Origin of the sequence: Pseudomonas sp. 57B-090624 (genome assembly GCF_003234055.1) — a bacterium.
Lineage (GTDB): Bacteria > Pseudomonadota > Gammaproteobacteria > Pseudomonadales > Pseudomonadaceae > Metapseudomonas > Metapseudomonas tohonis.
In genome coordinates, this window is the sequence record NZ_QKRU01000094.1 from 1 (window position 1) to 23,217 (window position 23,217).

A 23,217-nucleotide genomic window follows, 5' to 3' on the forward strand; every position below is an offset into this window, starting at 1 on the left:
CTGGCAAGCAGATCGTCTGCGCAGCGATGCGCAAGCTGCTGAACATCGCCTATGGCGTCTTGAAATCGGGCCAGCCATTTGACGCAAAACTGGCCCTTGCTCACTAGGAATCAAGACGGTATCTACCGACCGTGCCAGCGCAAGCCACGGTGATGATGGCTGTCCAGTGGGCACGAATTCACGCGCGATGCCCCACCACCAGCCGCCCCGGACCCGCCCGGGAGGTAGGGTGGACCACGCTCCACCGGTCCACCATTCGTGGTCATGCCGAACACCGCCGGTGGATGGAAAAAGCGCCATCCACCATGGGCGCCGAGCCAGACGCCGTCGCCCTCCATCGCGGATGAATCCGCTTCCACGAAAAATCCAGCACCTGGGCTTCAGCCCGGGAGCCCTCAATCCCGCGACAACAGACTCGGCGAATGCGCCACGAGGTCGCGGGTGTACGCGGTGCGCGGCTGGTCGAGCACCGCGTCCACGGCGCCCTCCTCGATCACCCGGCCCCGGTGCAGCACCACCACGCGGTCGGCGACGGCGCGGACCACGCCCAGGTCATGGGTGACGAACAGCAACGTCAGCCCCTCGGCCTGCAGCTCGCGCAGCAAGGCGAGGATCGAGGCTTGCACCGATACGTCCAGCGCCGAGGTGATCTCGTCGCAGATCAGCAGCTTCGGCTGGCACACCAGCGCACGGGCGATGGCCACGCGCTGGCGCTCGCCACCGGACAGGCTGTGGGGATACAGGTCGGCCACCGAAGCCGGCAGCGCTACCCGCGCCAGCACCGCCTCGATGCGCGCGCGGCAGGCCTCGCCACGCAGGCCGAAGAAATGCTCCAGGGGTGCGGCCAGGCTCTGGGCCACGGTGTGCCGAGGGTTCAGTGCCCGATAGGGATTCTGGAAGATGTACTGGATCTCCTGGCGGAGCGCCCGCGTCCGCTGGCGTGCCTGCAGGGCCAGCGGACTGCCCGCGTACACCGCATCGCCCTGGGCGTTCTCGCCGAGGCCCGCCAGGGCGCGGGCCAGGCTGGTCTTGCCGGAGCCGGATTCGCCCACCAGCGCCAGGCACTCACCCTGGGCCAGTTGCAACGACACATCGAACAGCACCTGGCGGTCATAGGCCACATTCAGCCCCTGCACCTCCAGCAGCAGCGGCCGCGCCTCCAGCGCACCCGCCGCCAGCGGCGCCTCCTCGACCAGCGCCAGGGGCTCGCGGTGGGGCTCCAGGCAGGCGACCCGTTGCTGGGCATCGAGGCTGCGCAATGGCGGCTCGGCCTGCTCGCAGGCGCCCTGCCGGCGTGGGCAACGCGCAGCGAATGCACACCCGCTCGGGCGCTGTCCCGGCGCTGGGGCATGGCCGGGCATGGCCCGTATCGTCACGCGTCGGGCCACATCCGGGATCGCCGCCAGCAGGCCACGGCTGTACGGATGTGTCGGCCGCTCGAACAGCCGCTCGCGGGGCGCCGCCTCGACGATGCGCCCGGCATACATCACCACCACACGGTCCACCAGGTCCTTGATCACCGCCAGGTCGTGGGAGACGTACACCGCCGCCACGCCCTGGCGTTTGCACAGCCCTCGCAAGGTGTCGAGGATGTGCGCCTGGGTGGCCACGTCCAGCGCCGTGGTCGGCTCGTCGAGCACCACCAGCTTCGGCCGCAGCACGAAGGCCAGCGCCAGCAACACCCGCTGCTGCTGGCCACCGGAGAGTTGATGGGGGAAGCGCCGGAGGAACTCCGCATCATCCGGCAGGCCCACGTCGCGCAGCGTCTCGACCAGCCGCTGGCGCTGCGCATCCGCCGGCAAGCGCTCGTGGGCGGCCAGGGTCTCGCCCAGCAGCGCGCCGAGGCGCAGTGCCGGGTTCAGCGCCGTGGCCGGGTCCTGGGGCACGTAGCCGATCAGCCCGCCACGGGCGCGGCGCAGGTCCTCGCCACGCAGCTCCAGCAGCGAGCGCCCGTCCACCTCCACGCGCCCGGACGCGATGCGCGCCCCCCGCCGGGCATGGCCCAGCAGCGCGGTGGCCAGGGTGGTCTTGCCGGAGCCGGACTCGCCCACCAGGCCGAGGATTTCTCCCGGCGCCAGGCTGAAGGAGATGCCATCCACCACATCGGCACCGCCGGCCAGCTCCACCCGCAACTCGCTGACCCGCAGCGCCGGCGCCAGCGGTGCCCCCTGGGGCAGCAGCGCGTCCACCTGCAGTTCGGCCAGGGCGCTCATGGCTGCTTCTCGCCGATCTGCGCACTGCTGCGGCCGATGCCCTCGGCGAGGATGTTGGTGCCATAGGCGAACACCGCGATCAGCAGCGCCGGCACCAGCACTGCCCAGGGCTGGATCAGCAGGCCCGCCTGGTTCTCGTTGATCATCAGCCCCCAGTCGGCGGCCGGTGGCGCCACGCCGTAGCCAAGGAAGCTGAGGCCGGAAAGGATGCCCACGCCCCAGGTCAGCATGTTGCCGAAGTGCACCAGCAGCGGCGTGAGGATGTTAGGCAGGATCTCGCGGAAGAGGATGCGCGAGCGCGGGTAGCCCATCATCTCCGCCGCCTCGACGAACTCCTGCCCCGCCACTGCCACCGTGCTGCCCCGGGCCAGGCGCACCACGCTGGGGATGAAGGCGATGGCCACGGTGATCACGATCAGCCAGCTCTGGCGGCCGAGCATGGAGACGATCAGCAGCACTAGGATCAGGTCCGGGAAGGCCAGCGCCACATCGGTGGCCCACATGATCGCCTGGTCCAGCCGGCGCCGGGAAAAGCCCGCCAGCAGCCCCAGCGTGCTGCCCACCGCCAGGGCCAGGAAGGCCGCCGCGAGGGACATCCACAGCACCGAGAGACCGCCGGCCAGCAGGCGCGAGAGCACGTCGTGGCCGAGGAAGTCATGGCCCAGCGGCGCGACGGCACTGGGCGCGCCGTACACCGGGCCGACCATGTCGGTGGGCGCATGGGGCGCCAGCAGCGGGCCGAGCAGCGCCAGGGCGAACACCAGCGCCGTCACCACCGCGCCCTTGCGGGTCTGGGGTTCGCGCAGCAGCCGGCGCCAGGAGGAAGAAGTCGCGGTCATGGAAGGGTCCTCAGGGCGCCTTGGCCGGTTGCCGCCGCCACCAGGGCAGGATGCCGCGGCGGTTGCGCTGGATCATCCGCACACGGCGCGCGGTACGGAGCTTCGGGGTGAGCAGGACGGTGAGCAGGTCGGCCAGCAGGTTGATCAGCACCACGCCCAGGGTGGTGACCAGGACGATGGCCTGGATCAGCGGCAGGTCGCGCATCTGGATCGCCGAGTTGAGCGTGGTGCCGATGCCGGGGTAGCTGAAGATCACCTCCGCCAGCAGCGCGCCGCCCACCAGCACGCGCAGGGTCAGGGCCACGCCCTGGATCGCCGGCACCAGCGCATTGGGCAGCGTGTGGCGCCAGACGATGCGCCGCTCGGGGATGCCCCGCAGGCGCGCGGCGATCACGTAGTCGGACTCCAGCGCCTCGATCATCGAGGCACGCACCATGCGCGCCAGGTACGGCAGGGCCGACAGGCCCAGGGCGAACACCGGCAGCACCAGGTACTCCAGCTGCGCCAGCAGCGGCCGCTCCGGGTCGAGGATCGACACCGCCGGCAGCAGGTCCACCTGGGGCATGGAGAACAGCAGCACCAGGCCGATGGCGAGGAGGAAACCCGGCGTCGCCTTGAGCAGGATCAGCGCCGACAGGCCCCAGCGGTCCAGGCGGCTGTCGCGGCGCAGCGCCAGGGTCACGCCCAGCAACAGCGCCAGCGGCACCACCCAGGCGAACACCCCGGCGATCAGTGCCAGGGTATTGCCGAAGCGCGCCCCGAGGATTTCGCTCACCGGCGCGCTGGAGTCCAGCGAGCGGCCCAGGTCGCCCTGCAGGGCATGGCCCAGCCAGCGCAGGTACTGCTCCAGGATCGGCCGGTCCAGCCCCAGCTGGCGCTGCAGGGTGAGGATGCTCTCCAGCGGCGCGTCGGGGCCGAGGATCACCCGCGCCGGGTCCGACGGCAGCGCCTGGGTGGCGATGAACACCACCAGGGTGATGATCCAGGCCGTGAGCAGGCCGGCGCCGATGCGGCCGACGAACCACGACAGCCAGGCCGGCGCGCGACGACGCTGCTGGCGCGGGGGGCAAGGGATGCGGGGCTCAGACATCGGCGAGCCACAGGTTGTCGAAGCGCCAGGAGGCGAAGGTGGTCTGCTCCGGCACCAGGCCGCCGACGCGCACCGAAGCGGCGTCGAGCACATCGCTGAAACCCCAGATCAACAGGCCGCCGCGCTCGTGCTGGATGGCCTGGGCCTCGTGCACCAGCGCCTTGCGCTGCTCCAGGTCCGGCTGCGCCAGGGCCTGCAGGAACAGCTCACTGAAGCGCGGGTCGCGGAAGTTGCTGCGGTTGTAGATGGCCGTCGGCGCGTCGTTGTGCAACGCCGAGGCGAGAAAGCCACGGGCCGGCGTCGAACCCGGCGACAGTTGCCAGTTCTCCCGCTGCGGGCCGTTGAACACCGAGCCGTCCACCTGGGTCACCTTTACCTCCACCCCTGCCCTACGTGCCTGCTGGGCGAACACCAGCGCAGCGCTGGCCCCGGCGCCCGGGGTGGTGGTCAGCTCCACCTGCAGGTTCTCGTGGCCGGCCTGGCGCAGCAGCGAGCGCGCCAGGTCGGGGTCGTGAGGGCGCTGGGCGATGCCGTGGTTGTAGGTCGGGTCGTGGGGCGAATAGAGGTCGTTGGCCACCCGGCCGAAACCGTTCAGCGCGCGCGCCACCAGTTCCTCGCGGTCGGCCAGCAGGCGCAGGGCCTGGCGCACCCGCACATCGTCGAACGGCGCCTTGGCGACGTTGATGTTGAAGCCGGTGAAGGCCGTGCTCGGCGAGGCGACCAGTTGCAGGCGCGGGTCGGCCTTGAGCAGCGCGCTGTGCTCGGCCTGCACCCCGCTGGCGAGGTCGATCTGGCCGGCACGCAGGGCCGCCGCGCGGGATACCTGGTCCTTGAACTCGATGATCTCCAGCTCGTCGGCATAGGGCTGGCCGGGCTTGTAGTAGTTCTCGAAGCGCGTGTAGAGCGAGCGCTGCCCGGGCACGAAGGACTTCAGCCTGTAGGGGCCGGCACCCACCGGGTTGGTCACCGGGTCGTAGTCGGTGGGGACGATGCCGCCGAAGCTGATCAGCGTTTCGTCCAGGGGGAAGAAGCTCTGGCCTTCCTTGAAGCGGATCTCGATGGTGCGGGCGTCCAGCTTGCGCACCGCGTTGCGGTCGATGGCGCCGACCAGCCCGGCGAAGGGCGAGGCCAGCGCCGGGTCGGTGAGGCGCAGGATGGAGAAGACCATGTCATCCGCGCCAATGGTCTTGCCGTGGTGGAACTCCAGGCCCGGCTGGATGCGGATGGTCCAGGCGCTGGCATCGGCGTTGGGTTCGGCGAACTCGGCCAGGGCCAGGCGCGTGCTGACGTCGGGGTTCCATTCCCAGAACTTGGCGTACAGCGCCCAGCCCCGGATGATCCCGCCGCCCACCGGCTTGTGCGCGTCGAGGTTGCCGGCCTGGTCGCCATCGATGATGCCGACCCGCAGGCGCCCGCCATGCACCGGCTTGCCGGGCACCACCCGAGCCGCCGAAGTGGCCGGCGCCCCGCCATCGCAGCCGGCGAGCAGCCCGCCCCCCAGCAACAGGCCGCCGCCCAGGGCCGCACTGCCGCCGAGGAAATGCCGACGGGACAGTTCACGCTTGATCCAGGATTCCATTGTTCGTTGCACTCCGCTTGTCGCTTGCTACCCGTTGCCGGTTCGGCGGCCCACGCGTTGTGCGGGGCCGCCAGGTTCCATCAGGCCAAGGCCGCCTTCGGCGCCCGTGCGGTCACCCCCAGCTGCGGCACCTCGAAGCCGTGGTCCAGGTCCAGCAGCGGGAACAGCAGGTCGGCGACGCGCTGGGCCTCGTCGATCAGCGGGAAGCCCGAGAGGATGAAGGCCGAGGTGCCGTGGCGCTCGTACTCGCGGATGCGCTCGGCCACCTGCTCGGCACTGCCCACCAGGTAGGTACCGGCGGCCGGGCCGAGGATGTTGAAGCCGAACAGGCTCGGGCCCACCCACACGTTGGGGTAGATCTCCAGGTCGCGGGCCTTGGGCAGGCGCCCGGCGCGGATGGCCTCCAGGTTGCGCTGGATCTGCGGGTCGTCGCTGACGAAGCTCTCCAGGGTCTCGCCGGGCGGCAGCTGGCGCAGGATGGCGTTGCGCGCGGTCTCGATGGAGGTGCGCTGCAAGAGCTTCTCGGCGTGGGCCCAGGCTTCTTCCTCGGTCTCGCGGACGATCACCTGCAGGCGCGTGCCGAAGGTCAGCTCGCGGCCGATCTTCGCCGCCTCGGCCGCCACCCTGGCGAACTTCTCGCCAAGCTTCGGCGGGGTGTTGGCGAAGCTCAGGTAGACGTCCAGCAACTGCACCGAATGGGCCACGCCCGGGCCCGAGGTGCCGGCACCCCACAGCGGGATGCCCGGCTTCTGCTTAGGCGGGTGCCAGCCGCCCAGCGGGTGGCCCGCGGCCGCCGCCTGGCGCGGTGCGAGCTTGACGTAGCGGCCGTCGTAGCCGCCGGTCTCGCCGGCGTAGATGCTCTGGAAGGCGCGCCAGTACTCCAGGCTGAAGTCGTAGCGCTCGTCATGCCCGTAGTGGATGCCGTAGGTGGCCAGGCTGGCGTCGTTGCCGTTGACCACGTTGAACAGCAGGCGGCCGTTGGAGAACTGGTCGAAGGTCAGCGCCCACTTCGCCAGCACCGCCGGCGACAGCTCGCCCGGGTGCTGGGCGACGAGGAAGCGCAAACGCTCGGTGGCGTCGATCAGCGCGGCGGAAACCGCCAGGCTCTCGTTGGGGCTGGAGCCCAGCAGGGAGCCGTAGTAGCCCAAGCGGTCGGCGGTCACGGCGATCTGCTTGAGGTGTTGGAAGTCGGTCTTCCAGCGGCCTTCCGCCTCCCAGGGATAGGGGCCATCGGGAGTGGTGAGGTACCAGAGAATCTTCACAGCCATGTTCGGTGTCCTTGATCGGATGAGGGTGTCGCACGCGTCGGCAGGCGCTTGAACGGGCTCTCTGGCGGAGCCCTGGAACGGCTCAGCGGCGGTCGATGGCGGGCACCAGGCCCAGTTCGGTGGCCTTCTCGTACAGGCCGCTCATCTTCCATTGCTGGGTCAGCACGCCCGGCCCGTAGGCGCGGGAGCCGCCGATGGCTTCGGCGAGCAGTTGCAGTTGCGCGCCCTCCTCCAGCAGCAGGATGAATTCGGCGGTGGCACGCAGGCCCTGCTTGCCCCACACGGTGGAGCCGCCGTTGGCCTCCAGGATGGCCGGGGTGTAGGGGTTCTCGGCGATACGCCCGAGGATGAAGTCCACTTCCTGCTGGCGGCGGTCGATGTACACCGGCAGCTCGCGGGCCAGTTGGTAGCGCTGCACCGGCACGTAGTGGAACGGCAGGCTGCGCTGGGTCTGCGCCCAGGCGCCGAGGTAGGGCGAATGCACGTGGGACACGGTGGTGATGTCGGCGTGCTGCTGGAACAGCTTGGTGTAGCGCCCTGCCCCGCTCCGGCCGTGGCCGTAGACGACATTGCCGGCGAAGTCGATGACCTGCGCCTGCAGGGGCTTGCCGTGGTTCCAGGGGCCCGGGTAGTTGACCGAAACCAGCAGCTCCTGCCCCGGCACCCGCTCGATGAAGCCGACGGTGCCGTTGGCGGTGATGGTGCCGGTCTCGCGGTACACGGTGAACGCTTCACCGGCTTCGCGTACGACGTTGTCGACGAACTCACGGAGTTCGGCGTTGATGTGCTGTTCGTTGACGAGGATGGTCATGGTGGAACTCCTGTTCAGGTGCGGCGCTGGGCCAGCAGGTCATGGGCGGCTTGCAGCGGGCGGGCATCGACCCAATCGGCGATGTCGAAGTCCCGCTCGAGGAAGCCGTGGAGGTTGAGGAAATCCTTCTGGATGCCGAGGAATGCCAGGCGCTGGGCGGACAGGTCCGGCGCCAGGGTGGTGTGGAAATCACCGCGATAGGCCTCGGCCACGCCCTCGCGGCCGGCACGGGTTTCCACCTCGAGGATGGCGTGCAGGCTGTCGCGGTTTTCCGCGGCCCACTCGGCGGCGCGCAGGGTCTGGGCGAGGAAGCGCACCACCAGGTCGAAGTGATCGTCGAGCAGGTTCTGGTGAACGGTGATGGGACGGGGCGTGCCGTTGTTGACGCGATGGCGCGGGTCCACCAGGTCCAGGTCCACCCCCACCACAAGGCCCAGGCGGCGGGCGGCGTCCGCAGCGGCGGCGCCCTTCACGTAGACGGCGTCCAGCTCGCCACGGGCCAGGGGCTCGAGCCCCGACCAGAGGCGCTGCAGGCCCTCCTCCGGGGTGCGCGCGGCGGCCTGGTCCAGCAGCGGCACTTCCACCAGTTGCACGTCGTCGAAGCCCAGCCCGGCCAGCGCCAGGGCGCCCTTGTAGCCATGCAGGCTCATGGCCCGGGCGATGCTGCCGGGGCGGCTGTCACCCCAGGCCGGCAGGGCCAGGCGCTTGCCTTTGAGGTCGGCGGGGCTGCGGATGCCGGAGTCCGGGCGCACGAGGATGGTCTGCCATTCCTCGATCCAGGTCAGGCCGATCAGCCGGCTCGGCGCCCCGGCAGCGCGGGCGGCCAGGGCCGGCACATTGCCGCCCTCGCGAAAGAGCCCCGGCAGCTCGTGGTCGTAGTGGTGGCGGCCGAGCTGGCGAGCCTCCTGCAGGGTGGAAACCGGCAGGCCGTCAGCGGCGAACTCCTCGGCCAGCCAGCCGAGCTTGTAGGCGATGCCGGAGGCGGTGGGCACCGGGCAGCGGGTGAACCAGATCTGATCCAGCGGGGCCTTCTCGGCGAGGGTCGGCTGCGCGGGGGCCGTGGCAACAAGGGTCATGAAGGGCTCCAGGAAAGAGGTGCAGGGTGGCCTCAGGGGCCGTTTGTGCTGCCTTCGCAATGCCCATGCCAAAACCTGAGAGCCTCGTAATCCGGGCCTTCCAGGGATTTCGCCAGTCCCCCAGCGGTGTGGATTGCTGGCAGGCCAGCAGGGCTGCGTCGCCAGTGCTGCCTCGCCAGCAGCAGCCGTCCCGGGGTGCTGCCCCAGCAGCAGCGGTGCTGTGGACCGGCGTCTGGAAAGGCTGCTGCAGCCCGCGCGGCGCAAGGCCTGGGCGTCCTCCGCCAAGGCCCTGGCATAGAACCTGCTCAAGCCCCGCCAAGCACCCGGCACAGGCCCGGGACGGAACCGATCGAATCGACAGAGGTGCAAGCATGAGTACGGCCGAACGCAATTTCGCCACGGAACAGCCCCACGTGGCGGCGAACATCCTGCGCAGCGAGGCGGACGCCATCGCGGTGGCGAAGGAAGTGGCCAGGGAGATCGCCGAGATCGCCGCCGACAGTTCGCGCAACCGCGAGCTGCCGCGTCGCCAGGCGCAACTGTTGTCCGACAGCGGGCTCACCGCCATCGGCGTGCCCAAGGCCTTCGGTGGCCTGGGCGCCTCGGTGGAAACGATTGTCGAGACGGTGCGCCTCATCTCCGTGGCCGATGGCGGCGTCGGCCAGCTGCTGCAGATCCACAACGTGATGCTGCGCGGCATCTTCACCGGCTACCCGGACGAGGTCCGTGACCGCCTGGTGGCCGATGTGCTGGCCGGCAAGCGCTTCGGCAATGCACTGGCCGAGGTTGGCGGCAAGAACAAGTTCGCCCTCAAGACCCGCGTCGAGCGTCGCGCCGACGGCAAGCTGATCCTCAACGGCAGCAAGTTCTACTCCACCGGCTCCTACCTGGCCGAGTGGATCTCCCTCACCGCCGGCTCCGACGATGGCGGCGTCGGCGTGCTGCTGCACCGCGACACCCCCGGCCTGACCCTGGTGGACGACTGGGATGCCTTCGGCCAGAACAACTCGGTCAGCGGCACGGTGATCTTCGACAACATCGAGCTGGACGAGCGCTTCGTCTCGCGCCGCCAGGGCCCGATGAAGCGCACCGGGCTGACCTTCCCGCAGATCCTCCACGCCGCCATCGACACCGGCATCGCCGCCGGCGCGCTGCAGGCCGGCGTGCACTACCTCAACCACAACGCGCGGCCCTGGGTGGAAAGCGGCGTCGAGCGCGCCAACGAGGAGCCGCACATCATCCGCCAGATCGGCGAGTACGCCGTGGCCCTGCGCGCCGCCGAATCCCTGCTGCGCGACGCCGCGCGGGTGTTCGACCAGCACGAGCAGGACCCGAACAACAAGGAACTGCAGGACGAGCTGATCCTCTCGGTGGCCACCGCCCGTGCCCACTCCGATGGCGCCTCGCTGAAGATCTCCAGCGACATCTTCTCGCTGCTCGGTGCCAGTGCCTCGCTGACCAAGTGGAACCTCGACCGCTTCTGGCGCAACGCCCGGGTGCACACCACCCACGACCCGATCCGCTGGCGCCTGCACCACGTCGGCAACTACTACCTCAACGGCATCGACCCGGGCGAATACACCGCCATCCTCAATGCCAAGCAGGTCGAAGGCGCCACCACCCGTTCCTGAGCCGCTCCCTTTCCCGGTTTCTCACCCGGCGCCCTGTTCATGCCAGGGCGTACGGGCTTTTTACGGACATCGAACATGAACCGACCCCTGCCCCATCCGCGCGCCAGCCGCCCACACCTGGCCCTGGCCATCGGCGCCACCCTGCTGGCCAGCGCCCTCCTCCCCGCTCATGCCGCCGAACCGGCCAAGGCCACCGTCCCGGCACCGGTCCCGGTGCTGGCGGTCAAGGCCGCCCGCTTGATCGACGTGCGTGACGCGAAGGTGATCGAGGCCCCCGTGGTGTTGATCGAAGGCGAGCGCATCAAGGCCGTTGGCAAGAACCTCACGATCCCCGAGGGGGCCCGGGTCCTGGACCTGGGTGACAGCACCCTGCTGCCCGGGCTGGTGGACTTCCATGTGCACCTGGGCGGCTTCGGTCCGCGCATCGGCACGGCGCGGGGCGCACTGGCAGGGGCCAAGCAGGCCCGCGACACCCTGGAAGCCGGCTTTACCAGCCTGCGCAACATGGGCGGCAAGGCCTTCACTGGTATCGCCCTGCGTGACGCCATCAAGGAAGGCGACATCCCCGGCCCGCGCATCTACGACGCCGGCACCCTGCTCACCACCACGGGTGGCCACTGCTCCGGCCAGGTCACCACCCCCGAGGAGGACCAGGACGGTCCCGGCGTCGCCAACGGCGCGGACGCCTTCGAGCGCAAGGTACGCCAGCAGTTCAAGTACGGCGCCGACTTCGTCAAGGTGTGCATCACCGGCGGCTTCATGAGCGGCACCGACCCGCGCGTCACCCAGTTCAGCGAAGAGGAGCTGAAGTCGGTGATCGACACCGCCCACCGCTACCGCAAGAAGGTCGCCGTCCACGCCCACGGCGCCGATGGCATCCGCCTGGCGGCACAACTGGGCGCCGACAGCATCGAGCACGCCTCCCTGGTGGATGAGGAAGGTCTGAAGCTGCTCAAGCAGAAGCAGATCCCGGTGGTGCCCACCCTGGCCATCGACAGCCTGGCCCAGGAGCACGCCGTGGAGGCCGGGGCCAGCGCCTACACCCTGGCGATCCTCAAGCAGACCGCCACGCTCCACAAACAGAACATCGCCAAGGCAATCAAGGCCGGCATCCCGATCATCTACGGCACCGATGCGCCCATCACGCCCCATGGCACCAACGCCGTGGAGTTCCACTATCTGGTGGAAGCCGGGCTCACGCCGCTGCAGGCGATCCAGGCCGCCACCCTGACGCCTGCGCGCTGGCTCGACGCGGCCGACGACATCGGCAGCATCGAGGCCGGCCGCTTCGCCGACATCATCGCCGTCAAGAACGACCCCCTCGCCGACATCCGCGTGCTTGAGCATGTGCAGTGGGTGATGAAAGGCGGGGTCGTCTACAAGAACGCCCTCTGATCCACCTCCTCCCTTTGCGCCAAGGATGGCGCCCCATGGCTGCTTCCCCATGACCACGCGACACCCCCTGCTCCGCTGCCTGGCCATCTACCGCGAGATGCCCTGGCGCTTCGCCCTCACCGCGTCCCTGTTCATCGCCGTCAACCTGGGCCTGGCCTGGCAGCAATGGCTGGTGGGGCACGCGGTCAATGACGTCAGCGCCGGCCGCGCCGTGGTGCGCCAGGCCGACGGCAGCCTCGACGCTTCGCTCGGCTGGTACTGGGTCGCCCTGATCGTCGGCGTCGCCCTGGGCCGGGGCGTGCTGCAGTACGCCGCCGGCGTGCTCTCGCTGATCCTCAGCCAGGAACTGCTGACGCGCCTGCGCGAGCGCATCCTCGGCCAGGTCCAGGGCCTGCACCTGGGCTACCACTGGCAACACGGCATGGGCGAGATGGTCACCCGCACCACCCGCGACGCCGACAAGGTGCGCGACGCGCTGATCAGCTTCTGGCGCCAGTTGGTGGAAACCCCGCTGGTGGTGCTCGCCGCCGTCGGCCTGCTGGGCTGGTACCACCCGCTGCTGGGCCTGGTGCCACTGCTGCTCACCGCGCTGGGGCTGGCCATCTTCGTGGTGCAGACCGAACGCCTGGTGAGCCTCGACCGCACCGTGGGCGCGGCCTACGACCGCGTCGCCCAGGACCTCGCCGAGGGCATCGGCGGCGTCCGTGTGATCAAGTCCTTCGCCCTGGAGGCCAGCCGCATCCAGGGCTTCGCCAGCCAGGTCGGCCTGTTCGCCGAGCATGCCCGCACCGCCCTCGCCTACGCCGCCTCGCGCATCCCCCTGCCCCAGGCGGTGGTCGCCCTCGGCCACGTGTGGATCCTGGTCTACGGCGCGCACCTGGTGGCCGACGGGCGCATCGGCATCGGCGAACTGGTCACCTCGCTGTTGATCGCCACCACCCTGGTGTTCCGCATCGAAGGCATCGGCCGGGTCATGCAGACCTTCGCCGACGCCCGCTCCTCCGCCGAACGCATCTGGCAGTTGCTCGACGAGCAGCCGGCCATCCGCAGCGGCACCGCGCCCCTGCCCGCAGGCCCGCTGGGGCTCAGGCTGGAGGCGGTCGGCGTCAGCGCCCCCGACGGCGGCCGCGAGATCCTCCGCGCCTGCTCGCTGCGCATCGAGCCGGGCGAGGTCGTCGCCCTGGTCGGCGCCACCGGCACCGGCAAGAGCCTGCTGGCCAGCCTGTTGCCGCGCCTGGTGGACGTCAGCGCCGGGCGCCTGCTGCTGGGCTCCGATATCGCCGGCTGGCAGGACGTGCGCCAGCTCGACCTGGCCCAGTTGCGCCGCCGCGTGCACGTGGTGCCGCAGGAAAGTTTCCTGTTCTCCGACACCCTGGCCGCCAACCTGCGCCTGGCCGCGCCCGGGGCCAGCGACGCCGAGCTGCTCCAGGCCCTGCACCTGGCCGCCGCCGACGATGTGCTGGAACGCCTGCCCCGGGGCCTGGACACCGCCCTGGGCGATCGCGGGGTGACCCTCTCCGGCGGCCAGCGCCAGCGCCTCAACCTGGCCCGCGCGCTGCTCGGCCAGCCGGACATCCTCTGCCTCGACGACGCCACCAGCGCCCTCGACGCCATCAGCGAGCGCCGCGTGCTGGGCAACATCCGCGACCTGCGCGGCACCACGCTGCTGATCATCTCCAGCCGGCTCTCCACCATCCTCCTCGCCGACCGCGTGCTGCTGCTCGACCAGGGCGCCATCGCCGACGCCGGCACCCACGCCGAGCTGCTGCAACGCAACCCCGTCTACCGCGACCTGCTGGGGATCGACCATGGCTAACCCATTACCGGGCAAGGCGCTCTCGGACATCGAGATCGAGGAAATGCTCGCCCGCCAGGCACTGGATCGCGGCATGCTGCACCGCCTGCTGCCACTGCTGAGGCCGATACGCGGCGCCATCCTCACGGTCATCGCGCTGGAAGTGGTGCTGGTGTTCACCGTGTTCCTGCGCCCGCTGTTCGTGCGTGAACTGCTCGACCACGGGCTGGTGCCACAGGGCGACCACTGGCTGCTGGACGAGCGCCTGGTGGCCCTGCTCGGCCTGGGCCTGGCGGCCAGCTGGCTGGGGCGCTTCCTGCTCGCCGGGCTGTCGCAGTTCATCGCCGGCAGCGCCGCCATCCGCGTGCTCAACGACCTGCGGGTGCGCGTGTTCGCCCACGTCCAGGCACTGAGCGTCGGCTATTTCGACCGGACCAAGGCCGGGCGCATCATTTCCCGCGCCGACCGCGACGTGGACAGCCTCGAACCGCTGCTGATCCAGGGCCCGCCGGAACTGCTCGGCGCCCTGCTGCGCTGTGGCGTGGCCGGCGTGCTGCTGTGGCTGATCTCGCCGCTGTTCTTCCTTGCCCTGGTGGGTACCGTGCCCCTGCTGTTCAGCGCCACCTGGGCGTTCAAGCGCATCTCCCAGCGCAACTGGGCGCGGGTGGCGGAGAACCGCAGCCGCTTCACCGCGCACCTGGTGGAGAGCGTCAGCGGCGCGCGGATGATCCAGCAATGCGTGCAGGAGGCGCCCAACAGCGCGCGCTACCGGCGCCTGCTGCTGGACTTCAACCAGGCGCTGATCCGCGGCAGCCTGCGCTCCGGCTGGTTCGCCCCCTTCACCGCACTGCTCGCAGCCGGCGGCATGGCCGCCCTGCTGCTGGTGGGCGGCCACGGCCTGGCCAACGGCACGGTGAGCGTCGGCCAGGTGGCGGAAAGCCTGTTCTACGTGATGATGTTCCTCGGCCCGCTGCAGGAGCTGTCGGACCTCTTCGAGCGCTACGCCACCGGCTCCGCCTCGGCGCAGCGTATTTTCCTGCTGCTCGACACGGCGCCGGAGATCACCGACCGCCACGCGCCGCAGACCCTGCCCGACGCCCGTGGCGAGGTGCGCTTCGAGGCCGTGCGCTTCGCCTACGACCCCAGGGCCGCGCACCCGGTGATCCGCGACCTGGATCTGCACATCCAGGCCGGCGAGGTGCTGGCCATCGTCGGCCCCTCGGGCCACGGCAAAAGCACCCTGGTGCAACTGCTCACGCGCTTCTACGACGTGCAGGGCGGTGCCGTGCGCATCGACGGCGTGGACGTGCGCGACGTCGCCCAGCACCAGCTGCGCCGCCGCGTCGCCGTGGTGCTGCAGGACAACGTGCTGTTCAGCGGCAGCATCCTCGACAACCTGCGCCTGGCCGCCCCCGCCGCCAGCGACGCCGAACTGATCGCCGCCGCCCGCGAGCTGGGCGCCGACGAGGTGCTGGAACGCCTGCCGCACCAGTACCACAGCGAAGTCGGCCCACTCGGTGCCCACCTCAGCCACGGCCAGCGCCAGCTGGTGTGCCTGGTGCGCGCCTACCTCGCCGACCCGGCGGTGCTGGTCCTCGACGAAGCCACCTCGGCGGTGGACGTGCACACCGAGCGGCGCATCCAGCGCGCCCTGCGCCGCCTCTGCGAAGGCCGCACGGCAATCATCATCGCCCACCGCCTGGCCACCATCCGCGACGCCGACCGCATCGCCGTGATCCGCAACGGCCAGCTCGTCGAACTCGGCCCCCATGCGCAGCTGATCGAGCGCAACGGCGCCTACGCCGCCCTCTACCAGACCTACCTGCGCAGCGCCGAGACCAGCGCCTCCATCGACACCATCCTGGAAAAGGCCGGCGCGGAGGGGTGACTCACGCCAGCCTGCTTGAGCTCCGCAATGATGGGTTTCGCGGGGCTCTACCCATCCTACGGCTCAATACCAGGCCCGTAGGGTGGATGACGCTCTTTTCATCCACCAGCGATGCCCGGAATGACCTTGATCGGTGGACCGATAAAGCGGGGTCCACGCCACGCCGCGGGCACCTCCGTGAGTCGCGGCCGTAAGCCTCGGACTACGTGGCGCCGAGCGGTAGTCGACAAGGTTTTCGCGCCGATGTATCAACGGCGGGTTAAGGCCTCGAGTCGTTCGCCATGTTGCGTAAAACCTGCCTCGCCCTGCTGGCCCTCGTGCCGCTGTGCGCCCTCGCCGATGACGTGAAGGTGCGCAACCTCGCCCTCACCCGTTCCGGGCACGACAGCTACATCAACGGCACCGCCGTCAACACCACCGAGAAGTCCTTCTCCACCGTCACGGTGGTGTTCGACATCTATCAGGGCGACAAGCTGGTGGACACCGAGACCTTCCGCGCCAAGGGCATCGAGGGTGGCCAGGCGTGGCGCCTATCGGTGCCGGTGAAGGCGCGCACGTTCGACAGCTACAAGGTGCGCACGGTGCTCATCGACACCGAGTTCAGCGAAACCATCGGCGCGGCGACCCTGCCGTCCGCCGCGCCGGCGTCACCCGCCCCTTAGCGGGCGCCGCTTCAAGCCACCTCGCCCAGCAGCTTCTGCCCTTCGGCCCAGAGGCCGGTCATCTTCCATTGCTGCTCCAGCACGCCGGGGCCGAACTCCCTGGAGCCGCCGAGGTTTTCCGCCAGCGCCTGGAAGTAGGCGCCCTCTTCCACCAGCAGGACCAGCTTGGCCACCTGGAGGATGCCGGTGCCCCAGAAGGTCGCCCCGCCGTTGGCCTCCAGCAGCCCCGGCGTGTGCGGGTTGGCCTCGATGGTCTCGACGATGAACGCCGGCTCCGGCTGGCGACGGTCGATGTACACCGGCAGCTCGCGGGCCAGGGTCACCCGTTGCGAGGCGGCGTAGCGCAGCGGCAGCACGCGGTGCGTACCGGCCCAGCCACCCAGGTAGGGCGTGTGCACGTGGATCACCACGTTCACCTCGGCGCGTTCGCGCAGCACCTGGGCGTAGCGCTTGCCGCTGCCGGCCTCGCGGCTCTCGCTCAGGGTCTGGGCGCCGCCCAGGGTCTCGTCGAGGTGGACGACGCCGTCGTAGCTCACCACCGAGGCGCGGATGGCCGGCTCGTCGTCCCAGGGCGACGGTGCGCGCAGGGCGATCACCAGGTCCGTCCCGGGTACGCGCAGGTAGGCCTGCAGGGTGTTGGTAGCGGTCAGGGTGCGGGTGTCCTGGAGTACGCGGAAGGCCTTGGCGAAATCGCGCTTGGCCTGCTCGACCTGGTCAAGGATGGCGCTGCCGAGGGTGCTGCTGGTCTGGGTCATGGGATCGTCCTTCAAGGGGGTCACGCAACGAAGCTCCGTTGCCGCCGCGATACGCGGTCGTAGCGGTGCAGAGCAGGACTTGTGCCGACTCCACCAAGCCCTTGATGCGCAAGGCCTGGCGGCGGTCGGCTCGCCGCCCGCAGGCCCGCCATCGGCGTTTCTGTTGCGCCCCCAGCAGCCGGCTGCTGGCAGGGTGTTGCTGGAGACGCACCCCGCCCGCCAGGCCTCTCGTGCCCTCTCCCCGCAGGCCTTGCCCCACCTGGCCCGCAGCCTTGCCGCCGGGCCGTGGCATGGCCGTTGCACTCGCACCTGGCAGCGTGGCTCGCCGGCCCCGGCGGGAACCACGGCCACCTCATCAGGAGCGAATATGAGCACTGAATTCTTCTGGCGCCTGCCGCTGGGCACCGACGGACCGCAGCTGTCCACCGACAAGCACAACCGTGGCAGCCACGCGCACCGCCCGGGCAACATCGCCCCCGGCCGCCTGCCCAACGGCGAGCCCGATGGTTTCGGCTACATCGACTACATCGCCCAGGTGGCCAAGGCCGCCGAACTGGCCGGCTTCGAGGGCGCGCTGCTGCCCACCGGCCCCGAACCCTGGGTGGTGGCCTCGGCCCTGGCGCGGGAGACCCGCCGCATCAAGTTCCTCATCGCCTTCCAGGCCACCTGGACCCTGCCCGCCTACGCTGCCCAGCAGGCCGCCATCCTGCAGAACCTGAGCAATGGCCGGCTGGACTGGAACATCATCACCGGCGGCAACCCGGCCAGCCAGCGGGCCCAGGGCGACTTCCTCGAACACGACCTGCGCTACAAGCGCACCGGCGAGTTCCTGGATGTGATCAAGGGGCTCTGGGAGAACGAGCGCTTCTCCTACGATGGCGACATCTACCAGCTGGAGAACGGCTCGCTGCCACCCGGCCTGCATGGCGAGCGCAAGCCCGGGGTGTACTTCTCCGGTTTCTCCGACGCCGCGCTGGAGGTGGCCGCGCGCCACGCCGACGTCTACCTCAACTGGGCCGAGCCGGTGGACAAGCTCAAGCCGCACATCGAGCGCGTGCGCGAGCTGGCCGACAAGCAGGGCCGCAGCGTGCGCTTCGGCCTGCGCGTCGACCTCTTCGCCCGCGAGACCGAGGAAGCCGCCTGGCGCGACCTGCGCGCCCAGTTCGACCGCCTCGAAGGCAAGCCCAGCTCCCTGGTGAAGAACTTCACCAGCGGCTCGGACTCCGTGGGTGGCGCGCGCCAGACCGCCTACCACCAGAACATCGACCGCTTCGACGACCTGATCCTCGGCCCCAACCTCTGGGCCGGCTTCGCCAAGGCCAAGCCCGGCCCGACCGTGGGCCTGGTGGGCAGCCACGAGAACATCGCCGAGCGCCTGGTGGAGTACCGCGACGCCGGCTTCTCCACCTTCATCCTCGCCGGCAACCCGCACCTGGAAGAAGCCCTGCGCATCGGCCAGGAAGTGCTGCCGCTGGTGCACCAGCGCTCGGCGGCAAGCCCGGCCGCCGACCTCAAGCAAAGCGCCTGAGGAGACCGACCATGAGCCAACTCGAAACCCTCTGGTACACCCGCTGTCCGGTCCCCACCGGGCTCGGCATCGCCGTGCAGAAAGGCTGGCTGGAACAGACCCTGGCCAGCCAGGGCACGCGCATCCAGTCGCTGCGCGAATCCAGCGAGCAGGCGGTGCGCGAATCGCACTTCGACCACAGCCTGCAGAACTCGGTGCGTCACGGCGGCAACATCCCGGCCATCTGGGCCCGCGCCCAGGGCCGCGACACCCGCGTCATCGGCCTGTCCTGGGCGGACGAGGTGCAACTGATCCTCACCCGCCCGGACAGCGGCATCAGAAGCGTCAAGGACCTCAAGGGCCGCCGCTTCGGCCTGCCCGACTGGCACGGCGCGCAGATCGACTTCACCCGCGCACAGGCCCTGCGCGGCCTGGAAAACGCCCTGCGCCTGGAGGGCCTGGAAGTGGCCGACGTGGAGCGCGTGGACTACCGCTACGGCGGCACCTTCAGCGACGAACCGGTACAGGCCGTGGCCGGCACCCCGGTGAGTTCGCGCCGCGCCGAAGGGCGCAACGCCGAGCTGGTCGGCCTGCTGCGTGGCGAGGTGGATGCCATCTTCCTCAAGGGCGCCAGCGCCGCCCAACTGGCCCATGACTTCGGCCTGCGCACGGTGATCGACACCGGCTCGCACCCCGAGCCGCTGGTGCGCTCGAACAACGGCACGCCGCGTACCCTGACCGTCGACGCCCACCTGCTGGAGCAGCACCCGCAAGCCGCCGCCGGCATCCTCGACGCGGTGCTGCGCGCCGAGCAATGGGCCCACGCCCACCCCGACGACACCCGCCGCTACCTCGCCCGCGAGACCAACAGCAGCGAGTACTGGGTGACGGTGGCCTACGGCGAGGACGCCCACCGCCGCCTGCGCACCGAGCTGGACGAGCAGGCCATCGCCGCGCTGCAGGACTTCACCGCCTTCCTGCACCGCTGGGGCTTCATAGCGCAGCTGTTCGAGGTGCGTGACTGGATCGATACCCGACCGCTGGACTCCCTGCGCGCAGCCACTGCGCTGGCAGGCTGATCGGCCGGGCTCTACTGACCTCAACCGAGCCACTTATGAGCAAGCCACTCGACACCCTCTGGTACACCCACAGCCCGGTTCCCACCGGGCTCGGCATCGCGGTGCAGTCCGGCCGCCTGGCCGAAGCCTTCCGCCCCTACGGCACCAGCATCCAGTCGCTGCGCGAATCCAGCGAACGCGAGGTGCGCGAAGCCCACTACGACCACCACCTGCGCAACTCGGTACGCCACGGCGGCAACATCCCGGCCATCTGGGCCTACGCCAGCGGCGTGGAGACCCGCGTGCTGGGGCTGTCGTGGAGCGACGAGGTGCAGCTGATCCTCACCACCCCGGAATCCGGCGTGAGAAGCGTGCGCGACCTGAAGAACCGCCGCTTCGGCCTGCCCAAGTGGGCCAACGTGCAGATCGACTTCACCCGCGCCCAGGCCCTGCGCGGCCTGGAGAACGCCCTGCACCTGGAAGGTCTCTCCGTGCGCGACGTCGAGCTGGTGGACTACCCCTACGGCGGCACCTACAGCGACGAGCAGAAGCACCACCTGTACGGCGCCGAAGTGAGCCTCGGGGTGGACCGCATCCGGCGCCGCAACAACGAGCTGATCGGCCTGTTGCGGGGTGACATCGACGCCATCTTCCTCAAGGGCGCCCATGCCGCCCACCTGGCCAACGAGTTCGGCCTGCAGGTGGTGGTCGACACAGGCTCGCACCCCGACCCGCTGATCCGCTCCAACAACGGCACGCCGCGGACCCTGACGGTGGACACCCACCTGCTGCACGAGCATTTCGATGCCTCGGTGCGCATCGTCGACACCGTGCTGCGCACCGAGCAATGGGCCTGGGCCAACCCGGACGAGACCCGGCGCTTCCTCGCCCGCGAACTCAACACCAGCGAGTACTGGGTCGCCACCGCCTACGGCGAGGATGCCCACCGCCGCCTGCGTACCACCCTCGACGAACGCTCGATCGCGGCCCTGCAGGACTTCACCGACTTCCTCCATCGCTGGGACTTCATCCCCCGGCGTTTCGACGTGCGCGACTGGATCGATTTCAGCGTGCTGGAGAAGGTCATCGGCTCCACCTCCCGGGTCGCCGTCTGAGCCCTGTTGCCCGGGCAGCAATGCCCGGGCGGCTGCTTCCCCAGCAGCAACTTCCCAGCAACGTCCTGCTGCCAATTACGCACCCGTCAATGCCCCTCTTCCGGCCTCACATCCGGCCCACTCCCACACGCCCTTAGTTGTTGCAAAAACACGCCGCCATTAATAATAAATTCCTTTTAAAACAACCATTTGCGAATTTAAGAAAATAACAGACATGCCCACCCAAAGGCTGGCACGACTCCTGCTCCTCCCCATTTGCTTATTCATGGCACGCCTTGCGAACGCCCACTTGGCGACCCGTGCCTTACATATAAAAGGGGAGAGAACATGCACACACCCAATCCGATTACCCGGGGCATATGGCTGGCCCTGTTGCTGACCGCCAGCGGTGCGCTGGTCGCTGCCGAACGGACCGATGCGAAGAAGGCCGAAGACACCAACAAGGCGCAGCCCACCACCGCGCTGAAGACGGTCACCGTCACCGCCCAGCACCGCGAGGAAACCCTGCAGGAAACGCCCACCACCGTCTCGGCGGTGAACGGCACCAACATCACCGCCGACGGCGTGCGCGCCATCGGCGACATCACCACCTTCGTGCCCAACGCCGCCGCCAAGAACCCCGACGGCGACGGCCGTCCGCGCTGGTATATCCGCGGCCTGGGCACCGGCGACACCGGCGCCGCGACGGTCTACCCGGTGGGCATCTATGCCGACGACGTCTACCTCAACGCCCCCATCGCCGGTGGCGGCCCGCTCTACGACCTGGAGCGCATCGAGATCCTGCGCGGCCCGCAGGGCACCCTGTACGGCAAGAACACCACCGCGGGCGCCGTGAACATCATCTCCAAGAAGCCCGATTTCGAGACCGACGGCTACGGCACCATCGGCTTCGGCAGCAAGAACGAGCGCATCCTCAACGGCGCCATCGGCGGCGCCCTGGTGGACGAGCGCCTGGCGGCGCGGGTGGCGGTCTACTCCGAGGAGCGCGACGGCTTCACCAAGAACCTCACCAACGACCACACCTACGGCGACGTGAACAAGAAGGCCGTGCGCCTGCAGTTCCTCGCCCAGCTGACCCCGGACCTGGAAGCCCTGTGGAAGATCCACAGCCGCGAGCACAAGGGCGACGGCAGCAACGGCTCGCTGCCGGTGGGCCGCTACTACAACGTCGGCTACGTGCGCCCCCATGGCAGCAAGATCCAGCTCAACGTCGACGAGGACTACAAGCTCGACCACGACGGCACCTCGCTGACCTTCAACTGGGACCTGGGCGGCTACAAGCTCACCTCCATCAGCGCCTACGACAGCATCCGCAACCAGGCCCTCACCGACGCCGACTACACCCCCTACGAGGTCAACGGCGTCAGCGACGTGGACAACGAGTACACGCAGTACAGCCAGGAATTCCGCCTCGCCTCGCCCCAGGAAGATGCCCTGCGCTGGCTGGCCGGTGCCCACTACTTCCACGAGAAGCTCGACAGCGACGCCCTGCGCTACGTGCGCCCGGGTACCACCCCGAACGGCACCGGCAGCAACCAGACCGGCACCGTGTACCGCGACCTGGCCTACACCCACAAGACCGACAGCGTCGCGCTGTTCGGCAACCTCACCTACGACTTCACCGAGAAGTTCAGCGTGACCGGCGGCCTGCGCTGGACCCAGGAGAAGAAGGACATCGACCTGACCCTCACCCAGCGCCTGGCCAGCGGTGCCCCCATCGCCGGCGCCGACAACAACGGCACCAGCGAGAAGGACAAGACCTGGGACGCCTGGACCTACGACCTGACCCCGGAATACCGCATCAACGACAACCTGCGGGTGTTCTTCCGCTACGCCCACGGCTTCCGTTCCGGCGGCTTCAACACCGGCTTGTCCGGCGGCCTCTCGGGCCTCACCACGGTGGACCCGGAAGAACTGGATGCCTACGAACTGGGGCTGAAGTCGGAGTGGCTGGACGGCCGCCTCACCGCCAACGCCAACGTCTTCTACTACGACTACAGCGACATCCAGGTGAACCTGCTCACGGTCAACAACGGCATCCTCACCACCGCCCTGACCAACGGCGCCGCCGGCGAGGTCAAGGGCGCGGAACTGGAGATCGAGGCCCAGGCCACCGAGTTCCTCCACCTGCGTGCCGCCCTCTCCCACCTGGACACCGAGTACACCGACTTCAAGAACGTCAACCCCAACACCGGCGTCGTCACCGCCGACTACAGCGGCAACCGCTTCGTGCGTTCGCCCGAGCAGGTCATCTCCCTGGGCGCCGACTACACCATCCCCCTGGAGATCGGCGGCAAGCTGGTGGCCGGCGGCGACGTCAGCTACCGCGGCAAGGAATACTTCCTGGCCGACCGCCAGAGCAGCGTCGACAGCACCCTCAGCCAGCCCCACTACACCCTGGCCAACGCCCGCCTGACCTGGTTCAACCATGACGAGAAGATCAGCGTCACCGGCTTCGTCAACAACCTCACCGACCGCCGCTACCAGGTCCACGGCCGCCCCAACGGCGCCGTCGGCAGCGGCCAGTACGTGATC

General features: G+C 69.5%; 17 protein-coding genes and 1 pseudogene. 10 read left to right on the plus strand and 8 right to left on the minus strand.

The window, feature by feature from the left end; all coding sequences use genetic code 11:
- A pseudogene (locus DMX10_RS28895) lies at window positions 1–107 on the plus strand (IS110 family transposase); the annotation flags it as partial.
- Between the two features lie 288 nt (window positions 108–395).
- Here DMX10_RS28895 and DMX10_RS28900 read toward each other — a convergent pair.
- From DMX10_RS28900 to DMX10_RS28930, 7 genes are all read right to left on the minus strand, one after another.
- The gene (locus DMX10_RS28900) at window positions 396–2,213 is read right to left on the minus strand and encodes an ABC transporter ATP-binding protein (protein ID WP_111264333.1); all 1,818 of its coding nucleotides are present in this window, start codon (window positions 2,211–2,213) and stop codon (window positions 396–398) included.
- A complete protein-coding gene (locus DMX10_RS28905; RefSeq protein ID WP_111264334.1) occupies window positions 2,210–3,052 on the minus strand; it encodes an ABC transporter permease in 843 nt (280 codons plus the stop codon). The genes DMX10_RS28900 and DMX10_RS28905 overlap by 4 nt, the downstream gene beginning before the upstream one ends.
- Before the next feature lie 10 nt (window positions 3,053–3,062).
- Window positions 3,063–4,142: an ABC transporter permease gene (locus DMX10_RS28910; RefSeq protein WP_111264335.1), complete on the minus strand. Its 1,080-nt coding sequence runs from the start codon at window positions 4,140–4,142 to the stop codon at window positions 3,063–3,065.
- On the minus strand, window positions 4,135–5,721 hold the full coding sequence (locus DMX10_RS28915; protein ID WP_111264336.1) for an ABC transporter substrate-binding protein: 1,587 nt from the start codon (window positions 5,719–5,721) through the stop codon (window positions 4,135–4,137). The genes DMX10_RS28910 and DMX10_RS28915 overlap by 8 nt, the downstream gene beginning before the upstream one ends.
- An 80-nt stretch (window positions 5,722–5,801) precedes the next feature.
- Window positions 5,802–6,989, minus strand: coding sequence for an LLM class flavin-dependent oxidoreductase (locus DMX10_RS28920; RefSeq protein ID WP_111264337.1), 1,188 nt, complete (start codon window positions 6,987–6,989; stop codon window positions 5,802–5,804).
- 82 nt (window positions 6,990–7,071) lie between these two features.
- Complete coding sequence (locus DMX10_RS28925) at window positions 7,072–7,800, minus strand: class II aldolase/adducin family protein (protein ID WP_111264338.1); 729 nt, start codon at window positions 7,798–7,800, stop codon at window positions 7,072–7,074.
- A gap of 14 nt (window positions 7,801–7,814) precedes the next feature.
- The gene (locus DMX10_RS28930) at window positions 7,815–8,876 is read right to left on the minus strand and encodes an ABC transporter substrate-binding protein (protein ID WP_111264339.1); all 1,062 of its coding nucleotides are present in this window, start codon (window positions 8,874–8,876) and stop codon (window positions 7,815–7,817) included.
- A 371-nt stretch (window positions 8,877–9,247) separates the two neighbouring features.
- On the opposite strand from DMX10_RS28930, the gene DMX10_RS28935 reads away from it, so the two are divergent.
- The 5 genes from DMX10_RS28935 (at window position 9,248) to DMX10_RS28955 (ending at window position 16,247) form a co-directional block, all read left to right on the plus strand.
- Window positions 9,248–10,507 carry an acyl-CoA dehydrogenase family protein gene (locus DMX10_RS28935; RefSeq protein WP_111264340.1) on the plus strand — a complete coding sequence of 420 codons (1,260 nt, stop codon included), beginning with the start codon at window positions 9,248–9,250 and terminating at the stop codon, window positions 10,505–10,507.
- Window positions 10,508–10,582: 75 nt separating this feature from the next.
- Window positions 10,583–11,902, plus strand: coding sequence for an amidohydrolase family protein (locus DMX10_RS28940; RefSeq protein WP_158545636.1), 1,320 nt, complete (start codon window positions 10,583–10,585; stop codon window positions 11,900–11,902).
- A gap of 49 nt (window positions 11,903–11,951) precedes the next feature.
- Window positions 11,952–13,718, plus strand: a complete 1,767-nt coding sequence (locus DMX10_RS28945) for an ABC transporter ATP-binding protein (RefSeq protein WP_111264342.1) — start codon at window positions 11,952–11,954, stop codon at window positions 13,716–13,718.
- Window positions 13,711–15,585, plus strand: a complete 1,875-nt coding sequence (locus DMX10_RS28950) for an ABC transporter ATP-binding protein (RefSeq protein WP_111264343.1) — start codon at window positions 13,711–13,713, stop codon at window positions 15,583–15,585. Before DMX10_RS28945 ends, DMX10_RS28950 begins: the two co-directional genes overlap by 8 nt.
- A gap of 281 nt (window positions 15,586–15,866) precedes the next feature.
- Window positions 15,867–16,247 (plus strand): FxLYD domain-containing protein, encoded by a 381-nt coding sequence (locus tag DMX10_RS28955; RefSeq protein ID WP_111264344.1) that lies wholly within the window; start codon window positions 15,867–15,869, stop codon window positions 16,245–16,247.
- Window positions 16,248–16,258: 11 nt separating this feature from the next.
- On the opposite strand, the gene DMX10_RS28960 is transcribed toward DMX10_RS28955, so the two are convergent.
- Complete coding sequence (locus DMX10_RS28960) at window positions 16,259–17,002, minus strand: class II aldolase/adducin family protein (RefSeq protein ID WP_111264345.1); 744 nt, start codon at window positions 17,000–17,002, stop codon at window positions 16,259–16,261.
- Window positions 17,003–17,369: 367 nt separating this feature from the next.
- Here DMX10_RS28960 and DMX10_RS28965 point away from each other — a divergent pair, with 367 nt between their 5' ends.
- The 4 genes from DMX10_RS28965 to DMX10_RS28980 form a co-directional block, all read left to right on the plus strand.
- The gene (locus DMX10_RS28965) at window positions 17,370–18,530 is read left to right on the plus strand and encodes an LLM class flavin-dependent oxidoreductase (RefSeq protein WP_111264346.1); all 1,161 of its coding nucleotides are present in this window, start codon (window positions 17,370–17,372) and stop codon (window positions 18,528–18,530) included.
- An 11-nt stretch (window positions 18,531–18,541) separates the two neighbouring features.
- Window positions 18,542–19,588 (plus strand): ABC transporter substrate-binding protein, encoded by a 1,047-nt coding sequence (locus DMX10_RS28970; RefSeq protein ID WP_111264347.1) that lies wholly within the window; start codon window positions 18,542–18,544, stop codon window positions 19,586–19,588.
- Between the two features lie 35 nt (window positions 19,589–19,623).
- Window positions 19,624–20,682 (plus strand): ABC transporter substrate-binding protein, encoded by a 1,059-nt coding sequence (locus DMX10_RS28975; RefSeq protein WP_111264348.1) that lies wholly within the window; start codon window positions 19,624–19,626, stop codon window positions 20,680–20,682.
- Between the two features lie 327 nt (window positions 20,683–21,009).
- A partial coding sequence (locus DMX10_RS28980; protein ID WP_111264349.1) for a TonB-dependent receptor occupies window positions 21,010–23,217 on the plus strand: 2,208 nt, incomplete at its 3' end.

What these genes read in the sequence shown, in the direction of transcription:
- DMX10_RS28945 (WP_111264342.1), top strand. Translation starts at nt 11,952, where the DNA reads ATGACCACGCGACACCCCCTGCTCCGCTGCCTGGCCATCTACCGCGAG.
- DMX10_RS28975 (WP_111264348.1), top strand. Translation starts at nt 19,624, where the DNA reads ATGAGCAAGCCACTCGACACCCTCTGGTACACCCACAGCCCGGTTCCC.
- DMX10_RS28930 (WP_111264339.1), bottom strand. Translation starts at nt 8,876, where the DNA reads ATGACCCTTGTTGCCACGGCCCCCGCGCAGCCGACCCTCGCCGAGAAG.
- DMX10_RS28950 (WP_111264343.1), top strand. Translation starts at nt 13,711, where the DNA reads ATGGCTAACCCATTACCGGGCAAGGCGCTCTCGGACATCGAGATCGAG.
- DMX10_RS28910 (WP_111264335.1), bottom strand. Translation starts at nt 4,142, where the DNA reads ATGTCTGAGCCCCGCATCCCTTGCCCCCCGCGCCAGCAGCGTCGTCGC.
- DMX10_RS28960 (WP_111264345.1), bottom strand. Translation starts at nt 17,002, where the DNA reads ATGACCCAGACCAGCAGCACCCTCGGCAGCGCCATCCTTGACCAGGTC.
- DMX10_RS28920 (WP_111264337.1), bottom strand. Translation starts at nt 6,989, where the DNA reads ATGGCTGTGAAGATTCTCTGGTACCTCACCACTCCCGATGGCCCCTAT.
- DMX10_RS28965 (WP_111264346.1), top strand. Translation starts at nt 17,370, where the DNA reads ATGAGCACTGAATTCTTCTGGCGCCTGCCGCTGGGCACCGACGGACCG.
- DMX10_RS28900 (WP_111264333.1), bottom strand. Translation starts at nt 2,213, where the DNA reads ATGAGCGCCCTGGCCGAACTGCAGGTGGACGCGCTGCTGCCCCAGGGG.
- DMX10_RS28955 (WP_111264344.1), top strand. Translation starts at nt 15,867, where the DNA reads ATGTTGCGTAAAACCTGCCTCGCCCTGCTGGCCCTCGTGCCGCTGTGC.
- DMX10_RS28940 (WP_158545636.1), top strand. Translation starts at nt 10,583, where the DNA reads ATGAACCGACCCCTGCCCCATCCGCGCGCCAGCCGCCCACACCTGGCC.
- DMX10_RS28915 (WP_111264336.1), bottom strand. Translation starts at nt 5,721, where the DNA reads ATGGAATCCTGGATCAAGCGTGAACTGTCCCGTCGGCATTTCCTCGGC.
- DMX10_RS28925 (WP_111264338.1), bottom strand. Translation starts at nt 7,800, where the DNA reads ATGACCATCCTCGTCAACGAACAGCACATCAACGCCGAACTCCGTGAG.
- DMX10_RS28905 (WP_111264334.1), bottom strand. Translation starts at nt 3,052, where the DNA reads ATGACCGCGACTTCTTCCTCCTGGCGCCGGCTGCTGCGCGAACCCCAG.
- DMX10_RS28935 (WP_111264340.1), top strand. Translation starts at nt 9,248, where the DNA reads ATGAGTACGGCCGAACGCAATTTCGCCACGGAACAGCCCCACGTGGCG.
- DMX10_RS28970 (WP_111264347.1), top strand. Translation starts at nt 18,542, where the DNA reads ATGAGCCAACTCGAAACCCTCTGGTACACCCGCTGTCCGGTCCCCACC.